The following is a 16,380-nucleotide window of genomic DNA, read 5'->3' as shown; positions in this document are numbered from 1 at the left end:
TGACCCCAGGTTAGGTTAAGGAATTATCTTGCAGGCTCGCCTTGTCCGTCCTGCCCTTCTTTCGAGAGCGTCGCCATGTTCCGTTACTTCGAAAATCTGGTTAATCCCTACCCCGAAGGCGAACCGCGGGTACCGCCGCGAGGGCTATTGCCCTTCATCGTGCATTTTTCCCGGCCGGTGGCCGGCCTGTTGTTGGCCATGTCGCTGGCCACCGCTTTGGTATCGGCCGCCGAGGTGGTGTTCTTCCACTATATGGGCGAGCTGGTCGACTGGCTGTCCAGTGCCGAGCGCGACGGCTTCCTCGCCGAGCACGGCTGGAGCCTGGCCGGCATGGGGCTGCTGGTTGTCGTGGGACTGCCCTTGCTGGTGCTGTTGCAGTCGTTGCTGACCCATCAGGGTATCTTCGGCAATTATCCGATGCTCGGTCGTTGGCTCTCGCATCGCCATATGCTGCGCCAGAGCATGGCGTTCTTTCAGGACGAGTTTGCCGGTCGTGTGTCGCAGAAGGTCATGCAGACGGCATTGGCGATCCGCGAGACGGTCATGAAGCTGATGGACCTACTGGTCTATGTGGCCGTCTATTTTACCGGGGCCATGCTGCTGCTGGGGAATGCCGAGCCCTGGCTCATGGCGCCATTGGTGGTGTGGCTGGCGGGGTACGTCGCCATCATGTGGTTCTTTGTGCCCCGGTTGCGCGATGTGTCCATGGCCCAGGCCGATGCCCGGGCGCGCATGACAGGCCGGGTGGTGGACAGCTACAGCAATATCCAGACCATCAAGCTGTTCGCCGACACACGCCGTGAACAGGCCTATGCGCGTGATGCCATGGAGGGATTCATGGACACCGTGCACCGTCAGATGCGCCTGGCCACTCGGCTGTCGGTGAGCCTGACGCTGCTCAACTCGCTGTTGCTCGTCGGCATCGCTGCGATGGCGGTGGGGGCCTGGTATCTGGAGGCGGTGTCACTGGGTGTGATCGCGGTGGCGATCGGATTGGTGATGCGTATTCGCTTCATGTCCGACTGGATTCTGTGGGAAGTGGCCAGCCTGTTCGAGAACATCGGCACCGTGCAGGACGGCATCAATACCATCGCGCGGACACCGGCGGTACTGGATTCGCCGGATGCCGGTGAGCTCGATGTGCCCCGGGGGGAGATTCGTTTCGAGGCGCTGCGGTTCGGTTATGAGCTGTCCGATGGCGAGGCGCGCCGCGTCTTCGACGGCCTGGACCTGACCATCGCGCCGGGCGAAAAGGTCGGTATCATCGGTCGCTCTGGCGCCGGCAAGTCGACGCTGGCTAACCTGTTGCTGCGTTTCTACGACCTGGAGAGCGGGGCGATCCGCATCGATGGCCAGGACATTGCCGACGTGACTCAGGAGTCGTTGCGTCGTCGCATCGGCATGGTGACCCAGGATACCTCGCTGCTGCACCGTTCGGTGCGTGACAATATTCGTTATGGTAGCCCGGAGGCCAGCGAGGAAGCGATCGAGCGTGCGGTGCGCCAGGCCCATGCCGACAGTTTCCTCGATGACCTGATCGACCCCCAGGGGCGTCGGGGACTGGATGCCCATGTCGGTGAACGTGGCGTAAAACTGTCGGGCGGACAGCGACAGCGCATCGCGATCGCTCGGGTCTTGCTCAAGGATGCTCCGCTCCTGGTACTCGACGAGGCGACTTCGGCGCTGGACTCCGAGGTCGAGGCGGCCATTCAGGAGCAGCTCTATGCGTTGATGGAAGGCAAGACGGTCATTGCGATCGCACATCGCCTGTCGACCATCGCCATGCTCGATCGCCTGGTGGTGATCGATGAAGGACGTATCGTCGAGACGGGCAGCCACGAGCAACTGCTGGCTCGGGATGGACTCTATGCCGCGCTGTGGCATCGGCAATCGGGTGGCTTCCTGGGGCTCGATGCCTCGCAGGCCACCGAGCTGGACGGTGGTCAGCCCATGGAGACGGCGACGCCATGATACGCGAGCCGTTCCACTCGAGTGCTGTCGTCGGGCACATATCAAGCCGGGCGTCAGCCGGACGGCGGCCAGCATCCACAGAGCGTGATGAAACGAGGAGACCCATATGGAGAAGCCCCCACGCATCGATGACCCCCTGACGCTTAGAATCGGCCACGAGGAACTGGTCATTCGCAGGCGCTATGAGACACTCAGCATTGCCAATGACTTTCTCGTCGCCATCTGGTTTCTGGCGGGCAGCGTCCTGTTCCTGTTTCCCCGTCATGAAACCCTGGCGATATGGCTGTTTATCATCGGTAGTGTGCAGTTTCTGCTGCGCCCGAGTATTCGGCTGACGAGCCACCTGCACTTGCAGCGCATCCCGAATAGCCAATGGCATCAGTGAGGGTGGGGTTGCGAGTGCCACCACGGGGCGTTGCCAGTAAGCCCCTCAAGAATCATTCGGCATGTCTGGCGCCGGACCGTCAGCGTCGGCCTTTGTCGGTCATTGCCTAGCCGTGGGAGGACTTCCAGTGAACATGATGCAAGTGATGAAGATCGCCCCCTGTGCCGTCTGCGTGATGGTGTCCGGGGTATTGAGTGGTTGTGCCGGCACGACGACGACGCAAGCGGCGTTCCCCGAACCGGATAATGCGTACTTCAGGCCCGGGACACTCGAGTCTCCGGAGGCGGTCATGGCCATCGAACCGGGGGATGGTCGGGACCGGGTGCGCGAGCTGTTGGGCACGCCGCATTTTTCTGCGGGATTCGCCGAGGAGCGCGCGTGGCACTATCTGTTCGACCTGGAGGCCCGAGGAGATCATGAGCCCATGCGGTGCCAGTATCGTCTGGCTTTCGATAGCGAGGGGCGTGTCGAGCGCGCCGACTGGCGCAGTGCGCGTTGCAAGTTGCGTTTCTCGAACTGGCAGGCCGAGCCGATCGAAGGTAAGGGCGTCGTCCAGAACTATCGCTTGCCGCTCGAGAGCTCCTTTACCGAAGACGGCGAACTGACGGCCGAGGGACGACGCCTGCTGGAGGAGTTCACGAGGCTGCTGAAGCGGGATTTTCGTTCGCCTTCGCTGGCTGTTGCCAGCTATCCGGAGGCTGCGACTCATTCCGAACGGAGGCGCAGTGTACAGGCCTTCCTTTCGTCCGCGTATGAGCCTGGAACCGCCGACATCACGCTGACAGACAGCGGCGTCTCGCCCTGTGATGCGGTCGAGCGAGTCAGCCGTTGCGAGCGTATGGCGCAACTCGTTATTCAGGTTCGCGGGCGTTGAGCAGGGAGCTGGGCTGTCGGTCCTTCAGGCCGGGCTTTCAGCCAGCAACTCGGGGCGCGCCGTGAAGCGCAGTCGGAAGCAGGTCCCGACATTTTCGGTGCTGTCACACTCGATGGTGCCGCCATGGCGTTCGATCACGGACTTGACCAGGGCCAGCCCGAGTCCGTAGCCGGCCGACAGGTCGGCGCCCGTACTGCGTTGATAGCTGTCGAAGATGGTCGGCAAGTCCTCTGGTGGAATACCCACCCCCTGGTCCTGGATCTCGATGCTCAAATGGTCCGATGTCTCCCTGACGGTGATCGATACAGTAGTGTCAGCCGGACTGTATTTCAGGGCGTTATCTATCAGGTTGTAGATGGCCCGTAGCAAGTAGGCGCGATCGCCCTCCATGGGGCCTTCATCCTCGACATCACTGTCGATGCGGATGCCGTGCTGGCGGGCTTTGGGCCAGGCCTGGTCGATGGCCTCGAGAACCACGTCGGAAAGCAGCAGGAAGTCACGCTCCATGGCACCGAACTCGATTCGGGTCAGCTGCATGAAGCTGTCGGTCAACGACAGCGCATTGCGGGCCTGCTGGGCGACCCGTTCCAGCAGCACTTCTTCCGTAACACGCGATTCCGGGCTCTGCTGTAGCTGTGTCAGGGCCAGGATGCTGGATTGCGGTGCCTTGAGGTCGTGGGAGAGGAAGCGCAGCAGACTGGCACGCTGTTCTTCGGCCTGGCGCTCACTGGTGACATCGACAAAACCGATCAACCAGCCGACCTCGAAAGCGTCCACGGCAGTCACCAGGGACGACACCTTGAGGTGGTAGTGGCGTTCATCCTGGCTCGTGTACAGGGTGTCCTCGAGGGCCGCGAGCTCGTCGTCTTCCGACGGTGCCTGTTGCGCAAAGGCGGGGCCTTCCGCCGTCATTCTGGCCAGCAGGTCCTTGACATTGCCGCCAGCGTTGACGTGATGCTGTTGCAGCAGGCGTCTGCCCTGGTGGCTGGGCAGGATGATACGACCCTGTACATCGACCACCAGGGTGGCAATCGGCATCGAGTCGATGGAGTCGGCGATGAACTGGCGGGTGTCGTGGATGCGGGTAATGGCGCGCTCCAGAGAGAGGAGGCGCTGATGGAGCACCAGCCCCCATTCTGCCTGCTGTGCCGGCTCGGGTTCGGGAATGAGGCTGGGCTCCTGCTCCAGGCGGTCGATTTCCTGCTGAAACCATTGCAGAGCGGTGGCCTGACAGCGCCAGCTGATCAGCACGCAGGCAATGATAACCGAGCACAGCGCAGCCAGGGGCGGCCACCACCAACCACTGGCGAGCAATGCCCAGGCGACTGCCATGACCAGGCACATGACCAGCAGCGTCAACTTGGCCATGTGACGAAACTTGCACACCCAGACCAACCCCATGAACAGCAGCAGCGGAAGGATGGAGAGCAGAGAGGTCAACCAGGCCGGGGGCTCGCGAATGATGTCGCCATTCAGCAGGCCGTTCAGGAGGTTGGCCTGGATTTCCACGCCCGGCATGCCTCCGCCATCACCGCCGAATGGCGTTGGATGCCGGTCCCCCAGGCCATTGGCGGTGGCTCCGATCATCACGATACGCTCTTCCAGCAGGGAAGGCGGGATGCGTCCCTGCAGGATATCGACATAGGAAACCCGGGGGTAATGGAGGGCCCCGGCGCGATAGGGAATGCGGACATCCGGACGCGTGTCTTGCTCCAGCAAGGACTCGGTCGCCCCTTCGGGTGACACCAGCCCCCGGGAGGCCAGGTGTTGGTAGAGGCGCAGCGTGAGCTGGGGGATGTCGTCTCGATATAGCGCGACATGGCGGACGATGCCGTCCCGGTCGGAGCGGATATTGATGTGCCCCATGCCGCGAGCCGCCTCGCGCAGGGGCGTAATGGGCGGCAGGTAGGTCGATGCCGACAGGCGGCCAGGGGAGCTGTCGTGGATGACTGGCAGGAAGGCATGGCCGTAACGCTCCAGCGCAGCAGCAAGGCGCTGATCCTGTGAGCCACTGGCGGCTTCGGCGAACACGACATCGAACAGCACGGCATTGACGTTCATGCCGTCCAGCTGGTCCAGGAAGCGGGCATGAACGTCACGGGACCATGGCCACCGGCCCAGCGCTTCCAGGCTGCGTTCGTCGATGGCCGCGATCAGGATGTCATCGTCGGTGGCGAAGTCCTGCCGGGTCAGCAGGCGGTCATACAACTCATGATCGGCCATCCAGTGCTGCTGGCCCGCCCACCAGGTGGCGGCCAGCAGTACCAGGCCGATCAATAGCCAGGTTCGGGTGAGGTCGCGAAACAGGCTATGGCTGGCTTGGTGCACCTTGCCTCCCGGAGGCCACCAGGGTGGCGCCGGTCGTGTCAGTGTCGGCAGGCGCCACCTGCAGGCGCCAGAAGAAGTCATCGATCGGCAGGTTGCGCAGCGTCACGCCCTGATTGGCGGTGAAGGAACGACTCATGATGGGGTCCTCGAATGACGCCTCTTCCGCCAGTTCCAGCCGGTAGCTCAGATCCGGGATCTCGGTCCACTCGAAGGTGTAGTCCTGGCCATCGACCCGTAGGCTTGCCTCGACAGGGCGATGCAGCACCAGGTCCCGATCGTAGCGACCTTCCAGCCCCAGTTCATCGACGGCAGAGCCGCGGACATAGTAGAAGCCCCGTGGCACCGACGCGAACGTCATCCTGGGTGACTCGCCGCGCTTGTCACGGAAGATGGTTTGAAAGTCGGGATCTCTGGCCAGTTGTACTCGGTAGGACTCGGCCTCGGGCAGAGAGGACAGGGTAACCGTCAAGGGTTGAGTGACCGAGAAGGCTTCTTCCTTCACCTCGGGGGCGGCCAGCAACTGCTTTTCCTGTATGCCGGCATCAGCGCGTGACAGGGCGCCCCGCCCGGCGGGTATGTCCCGGGAGCTGGATTCGCGGCTCAGGTTGACAGCACCCTCAAGCGTCGTGACTCGGGTGCCATCGTCCGCTCCGGCAACGCGGAAGTGGGTACCGCGCACCCCAACGATTCCGGCGGGCGTATCGATACTCAACACTTCGCCCTGGTCGCGTTGTGGTGGCACGCGGGCTTCAACCTCGCCGCGCTCCAGATACAAGCGGGAATCCTGACGGTTCTGCTGTTTCAGGGTGACTCTGGAGCGGGAGGGTAGCACCACATTTTCGCCGTGAGGCAGGTTCAGCGAGACGAAGGCCTGTGTCCCGGTTTCTACCGTCTCTCCCGGTGCCACCGTCATGTCATCGGTGAGCGCGATCCGTTGGCCGTCAGCCCTGAATAGCCAGGCTTCTCCTTCTGCATGACGCACCTCGGCCGAGAGCTCCGGCAACGGAGGGATTTCCAGAATATCGCCGGGCTGTATGTGTCGTGGCTCCACTACCTTGTTGGTGTCGCGCACGATCGTCCACTCTTCCGGGATACCGCGGTAGCGTTCCGTTATCTCCCAGAGGGTGTCGCCGGGTTGCACCCGATAGCGCTGTGTCTCCTTATCGGCGGTTGCCGCCGGGCTCAGTATCAGGGTCGCCAGACAGGAACCCGCGATACCGTATCTGTGCCAATGGCTCATCATTCTTGTCCCTGCGCACTGTGTCGCTCTAGAGAAACGTGATATCTGCGATACAGGATACGTCATGATATGGCGTTGTCATGCAGCGAGTTGATGTTTGTTCACTTTTGAGTTGAGGCTGGTGGGTTTGTCGGATGTAGGTCTGTGAGGGACACGGGCACGTGATTGGCGTTATCGTCAGCCACAGCGGGTTTACAATATTTGTTCTGGACCTGCTTAACACCCCGGATGGTGTTTTCTATCATGCTTGGGCCATGGCCTATCCATGGCTCCCTGCTTTTGCCTGACGCCTAGTCAGGCATTTTTTTCCGCCAGCGCAGTACTTCCCGGCATTTGCTGGATGTTGCCACCGCCGTTAGTTCGCTATACTGCCCGCTGTTCTATTCTATAAAGTAAACGGTTGTTACAAGGCTTGGGAGCCTATCGCGATGTTCATTGCCATCCTCGAAGATGATTCCGTGTGCCGAGAGCAGCTTGTCGACCTGTTGCGCATGGCATCCGAGCGTAGCCCGCAGGAATGGCGTGTCACCGGAAGCGAAAACGGCTGGCAGATCGACAGCTACCGGAATGCTCGTGAATTCATTCGAGGTATCAAGCGCAATACCTATAATCTGGTGTTGCTGGACTGGATGTTGCCTGACATGGATGGTCCAGATGTGCTGAGCTGGATGGGTGAGTACTTCCAGTCGCCGCCGCCCGTGATCATGGTAACCGGTCGTGATGCTGAACAGGATGTCGTCGAGGCACTCAAGGCCGGCGCAGAGGACTTCGTCAACAAGCCGTTTCGCTCCGAAGAGCTGATCGCGCGCGTCCTGGCGACTCTCCGGCGACGGCATGTTGGCGGCAAAAACCGACTCGAGCCCTTTCAATTGGGAGAAGTTCAGGTCCTGCCCAAGGAAGAGTCGATCACCGTGAGAGGTGAGCCGGTCAAGTTGACGCACCAGGAGTACCGGCTGGCCCTCCTGCTGTTGCGCAATATCAACCAGCCCTTGAGTCGCTCCTACCTGTACGAGTCGGTATGGGGGCAGGAAGAAAGCCCCATGTCGCGGACTCTGGACGTACATATCTATCGCCTGCGGCGCAAGCTGGGGTTCAATGCCGAGAATGGCTGGAAACTGGCTTCGGTCTATCGCTACGGATATCGGCTGCAGCGCCTGGAGGCTGACGGCTAGAGGCTCGAGTTCCTCTGTGTGACACAGAGACATGGCCATGACCCATGCATCCTGCAGTCATGGCCCACTACGCCGTGTTGGATGCTTCTCTGAACCATGGCGAGAAGGCTCCATCGGCTACTGTGTCGGCTTGCTGCGCTAATGCGCACCACATGTCAGCGCCGTTGACGCGACAACCTGTCATCCAGGGCCCATACCGCCTTCCCCTTGACTTAGCCCCTTTCACCTGGAGCTCAGGAGCAACCCTTGCCGGAGCTGATCCTCGGTTTCAGCAAAGGTCATGGCGATGCCCGTACTGCATCCTTTCACACAAAAATACCGGTCATGAGGTGCACAGCAGCTCATTCGCCGCTTTGTCACCAATATCTGCTTGGCCCTCACCCTTTCGTACTGATCCAGGAATAGCGTGGACGTGCCTGACTGTACGAGTCTGCAGTTTATGCAGTTTCGGGCAAGTGCCATAAGTTATGAAATATTGGTATGAGTAAAGTTGTTGCTTATTGGGGTATTCCTCCAGCCCCTTTAACCCTTTTCGTGGTGGTGCTTAAGTTTTGTGTTTGCATTTTGTAGGATTTCTCTTATAGATGTATGCGCACTTTCTATAGTTTGCTTTGATTCTGGTTTGATGTGTATGGGGAATGCGCTTGTTAGGTAAAGGGGTTATTGTTTTAGGCAAGGCTATCATATTGATAATAAAGGGTTTTAATCTTTTACTAGATAAGTTGGTGTCTTGAGTGTGAGTGTTTTTTAGTTTGTTTGTTTTAGTGAGTCTGGTACTTAATTTAACCTTTGTTAATGTTTACAGTTCCGGCTTCTATGCTAATATTTCGACGCTATTTAGTGGTCTCTTTAGATAGGCCTTCTAAGTGGCTTTATTAGCAAGGAATGCAAAGCCAGCCCATATGAAAAGTTGGGCAGGCTGGAACTCTCAAGAAGATTTTTTGAAGGTACAGACAATGCGCATGAAAATCATTTCTTCCAGCGTCATCGCGTTTGGCCTGATGGCGAGTGGCTCCGCCATGGCCCAGCAAGCCGGAACTGTCGACTTTGAAGGCGAGATCACCGACAGCACCTGCTCCGTGGCGGCTGACTCCCAGAACAAGACCGTCACGCTGCCGACCGTTTCCACCAACGCATTCGGTGGTCAGGGGACAAGCAGTGGTCTGACGGCCTTTGCCATCAACCTGGAAAACTGCAGTGTTGAAGACGACCAGCAGGTCTCGGCGTATTTCGAGCCCTACCCGAACGTTGACCTGTCCTCGGGTAACCTGGTCAATACCGATACTGGCGCAGAGGCGGCCGGCAACGTGCAGGTACAGCTGCTGAACAGCCAGACCAATGCCATTGACCTGTCCTCTCCCGTGGGCGCCAACGGTCTGCAATCCGGTGCCGAGTGGGTTGATGTCACTCCCAACGGTGCAAGCGGTGATGGAACCGCCACGATCAATTACTTTGCTCAGTATTATGCAATGAATGATCAGGTCACCGCGGGTACCGTTGCTTCCTCTGTGAACTTCACGGTCACTTACCAGTAATGGTGCGGGCCCCGGAGCCTTTCGCAGGCTCTGGGGCCTGGTCCTTGATACTTCTTTCTCTGATACAACTCGGGTGATGGCATGAAGCGTCTGCTTGTTTCGTTGATTACTGCGTCCACCGTGCTGCTGGGCATCAGCATCGCGCAGGGGAGCGTGGTGATAGGAGGCACAAGGGTTATATACCCGGCGGAAAAGCGAGAGGTTTCTGTGCAATTGCAGAACTCGAGCGAGGAGCCGGCGCTTGTTCAAGCCTGGGTTGACTCCGGTGATCCGGATGTCAGCCCGGATAATAGTGAGGCGCCCTTTGTCATTCAGCCGCCTATCTCACGGATAGAGCCCGAGCAGGGCCAGGTGCTGAGACTCTCTTATACAGGAAGCCAATCGCTTCCGAAGGATCAGGAGTCGGTCTTCTGGTTGAATGTTCTGGATGTGCCGCCCAACCCTGGCTCCACTGACGGTGAGGCTCCAGAAAACTTTCTGCAACTGGCTATTCGGTCACGCATCAAGGTGTTTTATCGGCCCGAAGGGCTCGAAGGTGACGTCTCGGATGCACGTGAAGAAGTTCAGTGGTCCGTGAGCGGTGACGTATTGCGTGGGAACAACCCGACGCCTTATCACGTGACAGTGTCTCGTCTGCTACTGCCCAATGACACAGAAGTCAGCATACCGACTGGCGAGGGGATGCTGGCACCTGGTGAGAGCAAGGCATTTGACCTGCCGTCCGGTGCGCCGAGCAGCATAAGCAGCCTCAAGATGACGACCATCAATGATTATGGCGCTCGCGTCGAAACTGATGTTTCGGTTGGCAGGTAGTGATTTATAACTGCCTTTTGCCACCCTCTCTGCCGGGTAGGGTCTTGAATGGATTATGTACGTAAAAAGGTGAGTCGCATGGAAAAGCGACAAATTATCGCTTGCTGTGCCAGCTCGTTTTTGCTCATGCCGGCGGTAACAGCAGTACATGCCCAGTCCGCTCAAAATGCGACGTTGCCTGGCCATGCGGCTGACAACTCCGTGGTTCAATCAACGAATAGCGAGAATGCAGAAGGCCGTAATGAGGCGCCTCGGGCCGGGCAGGAAGCGTCCTTCAACAGCCAGTTTCTGCGCGGAGGTTCACAAGGCGCAGATGTCTCGCGTTTTGCGACAGGCAACCCGGTAATGGCGGGCGACTACTCGCTGGACGTTTACGTCAACGATAGCTGGCAAGGACGCCAGCAGTTCACCTTTAGTGGTGGTGAGGAGGGCGGTGATGCCCACACCTGTTTCACACTGGAGGATCTGTCGGGACTGGGGGTGAAGACAGCCGAACTTGACGTTGGTGACGAGACCTCTTCTGAAGATTGTCGCCGTCTCGGTGACTGGATATCCCAGGCTGCGGTTCAAGTGGATACAAGTAAGCTTCGCCTCGACGTCAGCATTCCTCAGTCCTACATGCATCGGCAGGCCAGAGGTTATACGGATCCTTCTCTGTGGGAGCCAGGCATCAATGCCGGTTTCCTGAACTACAATTTCAATGCTCGCCATTCGGAAACCGATCAGCCCGGTGGTAGCACATCCACGACGGACACTGCCTACCTGAGTCTGGATACTGGTGTGAATCTTGGTGCCTGGCAGTTCCGGCACCGGTCGACGGTATCCAGGGTTGATGGTCAGGATACCAACCTTGATGCACAGGACACCTTTGTGCGCCGGCCCCTGCCGTCACTGAAGAGTGAGCTTCTGCTGGGTGACAGTTATACGTCTGGTGACATCTATGATGCGGTCGGTTTCCGTGGTGTCAATCTGTCATCCGACAGCCGTATGCTTCCGGACTCCCGCCAGGGGTATGCCCCCACTGTGCGTGGTACGGCGCAAACGAACGCTACCGTCGAAATCCGTCAGAACGGACAGTTAATCTATCAAACATCCGTTGCACCCGGTCCCTTCATCATCGATGACCTCTATCCGACCAGTTATGGCGGGGACCTGGAAGTGAGTGTCATTGAAGCGGACGGTACCGAGCAGAACTTTACCGTCCCCTTCGCCTCGGTTCCGGCCATGCTCCGTCCAGGTTCAAAGCGCTATAACGTAACGGCCGGTCGGGTACGCAGCGCTTCCAGTGATCAGGAGCCCTGGTTTACTCGGGGGACTTACCGTTATGGCATCACCAATAGCCTGACGGGATACAGCGGTGTCACAGTGAGTGAAGCCTATCAGTCATTTGTCGGCGGCCTGGCCTTGAGCACTCCGGTTGGTGCTTTTTCTGCCGATGTGACGCATGCGCGTTCCTACTTCGAAAGCTTTGATGATGTTCAAGGCGAGAGCTACAAGTTCACCTATAGCAAACGCCTGGCGGACCTGGGGACCAGTTTTACTCTGGCGGCGTTTCGCTACTCGACTTCCGGCTTCCTGAACCTGGAAAACTCCTTGAATGCCCGTGATTTCGAGGAAACTGGCGGCAATTTTGATGACTTGCGACGCATGAAAAGCCAGTTCCGGTTGACACTCGATCAACGACTCGCTGAAGGATGGGGCAGCCTCTATTTCACTGGCTCGACACGGAACTTCTGGAATACACAGGGCGAAGTCACGCAGTATCAGCTGGGCTATAACAATCGTTACAAGATGCTCAATTACGGGCTCAACATTGGCAAGTCCGAAAACGAGCGCGGCGAGTCGGATACCACAGTGACGCTTAGCTTGTCGATGCCGCTGGATAATGTCCCGGGTACCCCCAGCCTGAGAACCTCCACGTCGACCCTGAATGGTGAATACGACAGTAGCCGCATCGGCCTGGCCGGCAATGCGGGTGAAGATGGCAATGTGACCTACAACCTGTCCGTGAGTGATGACGCCGAAGGCGGGTCTACAGGACAGTTCAGCGGACAGTACAGCTCGCCCTATGCCTCCTTCCGCGGGTCCTATAGCCAGGGAGATAATTTCCGGCAGTTTGGCTTTGGGGTAACCGGCTCCATGGTGGCCCACAGTGGCGGTGTAACCCTGACCCCTCAGCGCGGTGAAACCATGGTTCTGGTCGAAGCGCCCGAGGCCAAGGGGGCTCGTGTGACCAACTCCGTCGGCGTGCGGGTGGATGGTAACGGCTATGCAGTAGTGCCCTATGTTACCCCTTATCGCCTCAATTCGGTGCAGCTGGATCCCAATGGCATGTCCAATAACGTCGAGCTGCTTGCCAGCAGCAAGAAGGTGGCACCCTATGCCGGGGCAATCGCCAAACTCAGCTTCAAGACGGATACTGGCCAGGCGCTATTGATCAAGGCGCATGACAGTAGTGGTGAGCCGCTACCCTTTGGTGCAGATGTCTACAATGCTCAGCAGGAACCGGTCGGGTTCGTCGCGCAGGGCGGTCGTATCTATCTGCGTACAGAGAAGAAGGAGGGCACCCTGACGGTAGATCAGGGAGATGAGTCCAGCTGCACCCTGAATTACCAGGTCCCTGAAGCGCCAGACACCGAAAACAGTGCTTCTGCCATTACCCATCTGGAGGCTCGTTGTGAATAGCCATAAAGTTTGCCGATTTGCCGCAGCCATGATGGCTTTTGGATCTGCCTTCATTCCGGGACACGCATTGGCGTCCTGCGAAATTGTCGTCGATGGGTTCCAGGCGCAGAACATCAACATGGCAGTGGGACGTGTTATCGTTCCGGCCAACTCTCAGGTTGGTGACCGTCTGGCCATCGAAGAGTTTCCTATCAATGATAAACCGGCAGATGGTGATGTCCTGACGGAGTGTGATGAGTCCGGGGGGTATTCCAGAGGCGAAATGTTGGTAGGCCAGCCATCCTCCTTGGGTCCCAATATTTACAGCACCAATGTTCCCGGTATCGGTATACGTTTGTCTCGTCGCATCCAGGGGCGTGATTTAACTGTAGAGTATCCACATACCTTGACGCTCGATCCTGAAGGTACATACTTTATAGGAAATGGTTTTTTTCGTGTTGAGGTCTTCAAGACGGCGCCTCAGACGGGATCGGGGCCTTTGGCGACTGGCCAGTATACAACTTATTATAATGACGGTGATGGGCCTTCCAAGCCCCTCTTGACCTCTTATCTTGATGCCAATGCCATCACCATTATTTCGCCGACCTGTGAAATCAATGCTGGCTCCCGTAACATACCCGTAAATTTTGGCCAGGTTCCCGAGTCCACGTTTGAAGGGGTAGGGACCACGAATACCGAGCGAAACTTCGATATTGGCATGCAATGCACTGGTCCGAATTATGGCGAGGCCTTCCTGGACCTGCGCTTCGAGTATGCCCCGGACCCGGATGGGCCTGCAGGCGTCATAGCGCTGGAGGAGACCAATGATGCTGCCTCTGGTGTCGGTATACAGCTACTCGACAGGCGTGACAACTCCACCATTGAAAACATGGAGGCGGTCCAGGTTGCTACACTGGTTCCTGGTGATAATGGCCGTATGCTTTCCTTGCCTCTCAAGGCACGCTACTACCAGACGCAAGCCAATATCGAACCCGGTAGGACCAAGGCAACTGCTGAGTTTCTTATCGAGTATCGGTAAACAATCAGAAGTTAAGGCTTAAAGTCTTAACTAGTGTTTTAGTGTTGTCAGGCTCAGGGTGTGCTGTTTAGTTCACTGAACCCCTGAGCCAATTTTATTTTTCTTCTTCTGTGGTAGTCTTTCGGCATCTAACCAGAATTTTGGGAGTGTTAGAGTAATCCGGTGAATTGATAAGTGAAGTTAAAGAGCTTCACAGGGGGTGACGATGAAAGTCGTTTCTTTTGGTGCTGGGGTGCTTGGCATGATGCTGAGTGGCTTCGCCATTGCGGCGCAAACCGGCACGGTTAATTTCGAAGGGAAAGTGGTAAACAGCACCTGCAATGTGGTGCCTGCCGACCAGGATAAAACCGTTATCCTGCCCACCGTATCGGTTTCTGCACTGGCTATAGCCGGTGCCACAGCCGGCGCCACGCCTTTCAGTATAAGCCTGGAAGACTGCACGATAGGAAATGTTACACCAGAGCCTTTCTCTCTTTCCCCTATGGCGGCGAATGCCGAAAATCAGTTCGATGTTTCCGCATACTTTGAGCCTGGTGGAACAGTCGACTCGAGCACGGGGCGTCTGATCAATACAGCCTCAGATGGCGATGGCGCGACTAATGTTCAGATCGAGCTGCTCAATAGTCAGGGCTCCCCCGTAGAGATAAGCGAGGTGGGTGGCGATGGCCTTCAGGCCGGAGCCGAGTGGTATGCCGTTGGTGGCGACGATGGCGCCGTGACGATGAACTACTTTGCCCGCTATCATGCGACCGGTGGCCCGGCGACTGCCGGTGTCGTCTCTTCCACTGTCGACTTTACGCTGATCTATCAGTAACCCTCAGGACTGACTGACGTCTTCCCCGCCTGGCCCCAGGGGCATGCTTGCCCTTGGGGCTTTTTGTTTGCCAGGTTTGCCTGCGTCCTCTGAAACACTACTGTCATCATTCTAATGGTATTAGTCTATTTCATTCTTGGCATACTCGTGTTATGACCTTGCGGTGAGCTATTTTGGCAAAATTTAATCTATGGCTATCGTTAAATATTAATCAATAGCCCTTGGTTATCGTGTGGTGTGAGTATTTTCGTTAGCACTATACCAAGTTGCGCTTTTTCATATTTGTGTTACTTTTCGTGTGTCTCATATATAAATGCTTATGTTGAGTCATGAATAAAGCATGTGAGGCTTTCATAGCCTCATGGTGTTGATATGACTCATCTAAAGTTTTTGCGCATCGCTAAAGGGATAGTTGTCAACGATGAATCATCATTACCGTAATGGCCGGGGGGCTCGGGTCATTCGCTCGGGTATTTGTGCTGCTGCTCTGGGTTCTGTCGCTTTTCTGCTGCCTGTCAACGGCGTTGCGCAGCAGCAGCTACCACCCGATACGGCATCCGCTGGCTCGTCCACGCTCCAGTCGGTGGTCAAGCAGGCCATCACCACCAACCCGGAAGTCCAGGCGGCCTGGAACGGCTTTCAGGCCGCGGGCCATGATGCGGAGGCGGCGCGCGGCGGCTTCCTGCCGCAGCTCGATGCCACCGCCGGTGTCGGCATCGAGGACCGCGAGAACGACCGGCGCGGCAGCTACGACACCGAGTACGCCGAGCTGACCCTGCGCCAGATGATCTATGACGGCTTCGCCACCAGCAATCAGGTGGAGAACCTCGAGAAGGCCGAGCTGGTGCGCTACTACGAGCTGCTGGGAGCCAGCGAGAACACCGCTCTGGAAGTCACCCGGGCCTATCTGGATGTGCAGCGGCGGCGCGAGCTGGTCGAGCTGGCCCGCGGCAACTATCAGCGCCACAAGCGCATCTACGACCAGATCCGCGAGCGCGTCGAGTCCGGCGCCGGCCGCGGCGTCGACCTGCAACAGGTCCAGGGGCGCCTGGCGCTGGCCGAGTCCAACCTGCTGACCGAGGCCTCCAACCTGCATGACGTCTCGGCCCGCTTCCAGCGCCTGGTCGGCGAGCTGCCGTCGGAGTCGCTGGCCGAGGCACCGACCTTCGACGGCCAGGTTCCCGGCGATGTCAGCCAGGCGCTGACCCTGGCCTATGAAGGCAACCCCGACTTCCACGCCGCCATGGCCGACATCCAGGCCAAGCGCGCCGAGCGTGAGGCCAGCGAAGCGGCCTTTCATCCCCAGCTCGACCTGGTGGGGCGCACCGGCACCTACCTGGGCAGCGGCAGTGGCGGCAGCTTCGTCGGCGACGAGCATCAGTCGCGCAGCAGCATCGAGCTGGTGGCCAGCATGAACCTCTACCGCGGCGGTAGCGACCTGGCCTCCTTCCGTGCCGCCAGCGAGCGCGTCGAGCAGACCGTCAGCCTGCGCCGCAAGGCCTGCGTGGATGTGCGCCAGACCACCCAGATCGCCTTCAACGACAC

12 protein-coding genes are annotated in these 16,380 nt (G+C 58.3%); 10 read left to right on the top strand and 2 right to left on the bottom strand.

What is annotated here, in order from left to right:
* Nucleotides 1-75 precede the first annotated feature (75 nt).
* The 3 genes from QWY79_RS04710 to QWY79_RS04700 all read left to right on the top strand — a co-directional run bounded on the left by QWY79_RS04710 (nt 76) and on the right by QWY79_RS04700 (nt 3,230).
* Nucleotides 76-1,971 carry an ABC transporter ATP-binding protein gene (locus QWY79_RS04710; RefSeq protein ID WP_290270389.1) on the top strand — a complete coding sequence of 632 codons (1,896 nt, stop codon included), beginning with the start codon at nt 76-78 and terminating at the stop codon, nt 1,969-1,971.
* Nucleotides 1,972-2,077: 106 nt separating this feature from the next.
* Nucleotides 2,078-2,356 carry a YrhK family protein gene (locus tag QWY79_RS04705; RefSeq protein ID WP_290270387.1) on the top strand — a complete coding sequence of 93 codons (279 nt, stop codon included), beginning with the start codon at nt 2,078-2,080 and terminating at the stop codon, nt 2,354-2,356.
* A gap of 133 nt (nt 2,357-2,489) precedes the next feature.
* Nucleotides 2,490-3,230: an outer membrane protein assembly factor BamE gene (locus QWY79_RS04700; RefSeq protein WP_290270385.1), complete on the top strand. Its 741-nt coding sequence runs from the start codon at nt 2,490-2,492 to the stop codon at nt 3,228-3,230.
* A gap of 24 nt (nt 3,231-3,254) precedes the next feature.
* On the opposite strand, the gene QWY79_RS04695 is transcribed toward QWY79_RS04700, so the two are convergent.
* Both QWY79_RS04695 and QWY79_RS04690 read right to left on the bottom strand, forming a co-directional pair.
* Nucleotides 3,255-5,558 (bottom strand): CHASE2 and HATPase_c domain-containing protein, encoded by a 2,304-nt coding sequence (locus QWY79_RS04695; RefSeq protein ID WP_290270383.1) that lies wholly within the window; start codon nt 5,556-5,558, stop codon nt 3,255-3,257.
* On the bottom strand, nt 5,539-6,798 hold the full coding sequence (locus QWY79_RS04690; RefSeq protein ID WP_290270382.1) for a FecR family protein: 1,260 nt from the start codon (nt 6,796-6,798) through the stop codon (nt 5,539-5,541). The genes QWY79_RS04695 and QWY79_RS04690 overlap by 20 nt, the downstream gene beginning before the upstream one ends.
* A gap of 428 nt (nt 6,799-7,226) precedes the next feature.
* Between QWY79_RS04690 and QWY79_RS04685 the strand changes: the two genes are divergently transcribed.
* The 7 genes from QWY79_RS04685 to QWY79_RS04655 form a co-directional block, all read left to right on the top strand.
* Nucleotides 7,227-7,970 (top strand): response regulator transcription factor, encoded by a 744-nt coding sequence (locus QWY79_RS04685; protein WP_290270380.1) that lies wholly within the window; start codon nt 7,227-7,229, stop codon nt 7,968-7,970.
* Between the two features lie 962 nt (nt 7,971-8,932).
* Nucleotides 8,933-9,505, top strand: coding sequence for a fimbrial protein (locus QWY79_RS04680; RefSeq protein WP_290270378.1), 573 nt, complete (start codon nt 8,933-8,935; stop codon nt 9,503-9,505).
* Between the two features lie 81 nt (nt 9,506-9,586).
* Nucleotides 9,587-10,318 (top strand): fimbrial biogenesis chaperone, encoded by a 732-nt coding sequence (locus QWY79_RS04675; protein ID WP_290270376.1) that lies wholly within the window; start codon nt 9,587-9,589, stop codon nt 10,316-10,318.
* Between the two features lie 78 nt (nt 10,319-10,396).
* The gene (locus tag QWY79_RS04670; RefSeq protein WP_290270375.1) at nt 10,397-13,003 is read left to right on the top strand and encodes a fimbria/pilus outer membrane usher protein; all 2,607 of its coding nucleotides are present in this window, start codon (nt 10,397-10,399) and stop codon (nt 13,001-13,003) included.
* Complete coding sequence (locus QWY79_RS04665) at nt 12,996-14,021, top strand: fimbrial protein (RefSeq protein WP_290270373.1); 1,026 nt, start codon at nt 12,996-12,998, stop codon at nt 14,019-14,021. Before QWY79_RS04670 ends, QWY79_RS04665 begins: the two co-directional genes overlap by 8 nt.
* Before the next feature lie 205 nt (nt 14,022-14,226).
* Nucleotides 14,227-14,835 (top strand): fimbrial protein, encoded by a 609-nt coding sequence (locus tag QWY79_RS04660; RefSeq protein ID WP_290270371.1) that lies wholly within the window; start codon nt 14,227-14,229, stop codon nt 14,833-14,835.
* A gap of 421 nt (nt 14,836-15,256) precedes the next feature.
* A partial coding sequence (locus tag QWY79_RS04655; protein ID WP_290270369.1) for a TolC family outer membrane protein occupies nt 15,257-16,380 on the top strand: 1,124 nt, incomplete at its 3' end.

Source organism: Halomonas sabkhae, assembly GCF_030409265.1.
GTDB classification, from domain to species: domain Bacteria; phylum Pseudomonadota; class Gammaproteobacteria; order Pseudomonadales; family Halomonadaceae; genus Halomonas; species Halomonas halmophila.
The sequence above is the reverse complement of the archived record's forward strand: the minus strand, read 5'-3'. Positions and strand labels throughout refer to the sequence as shown.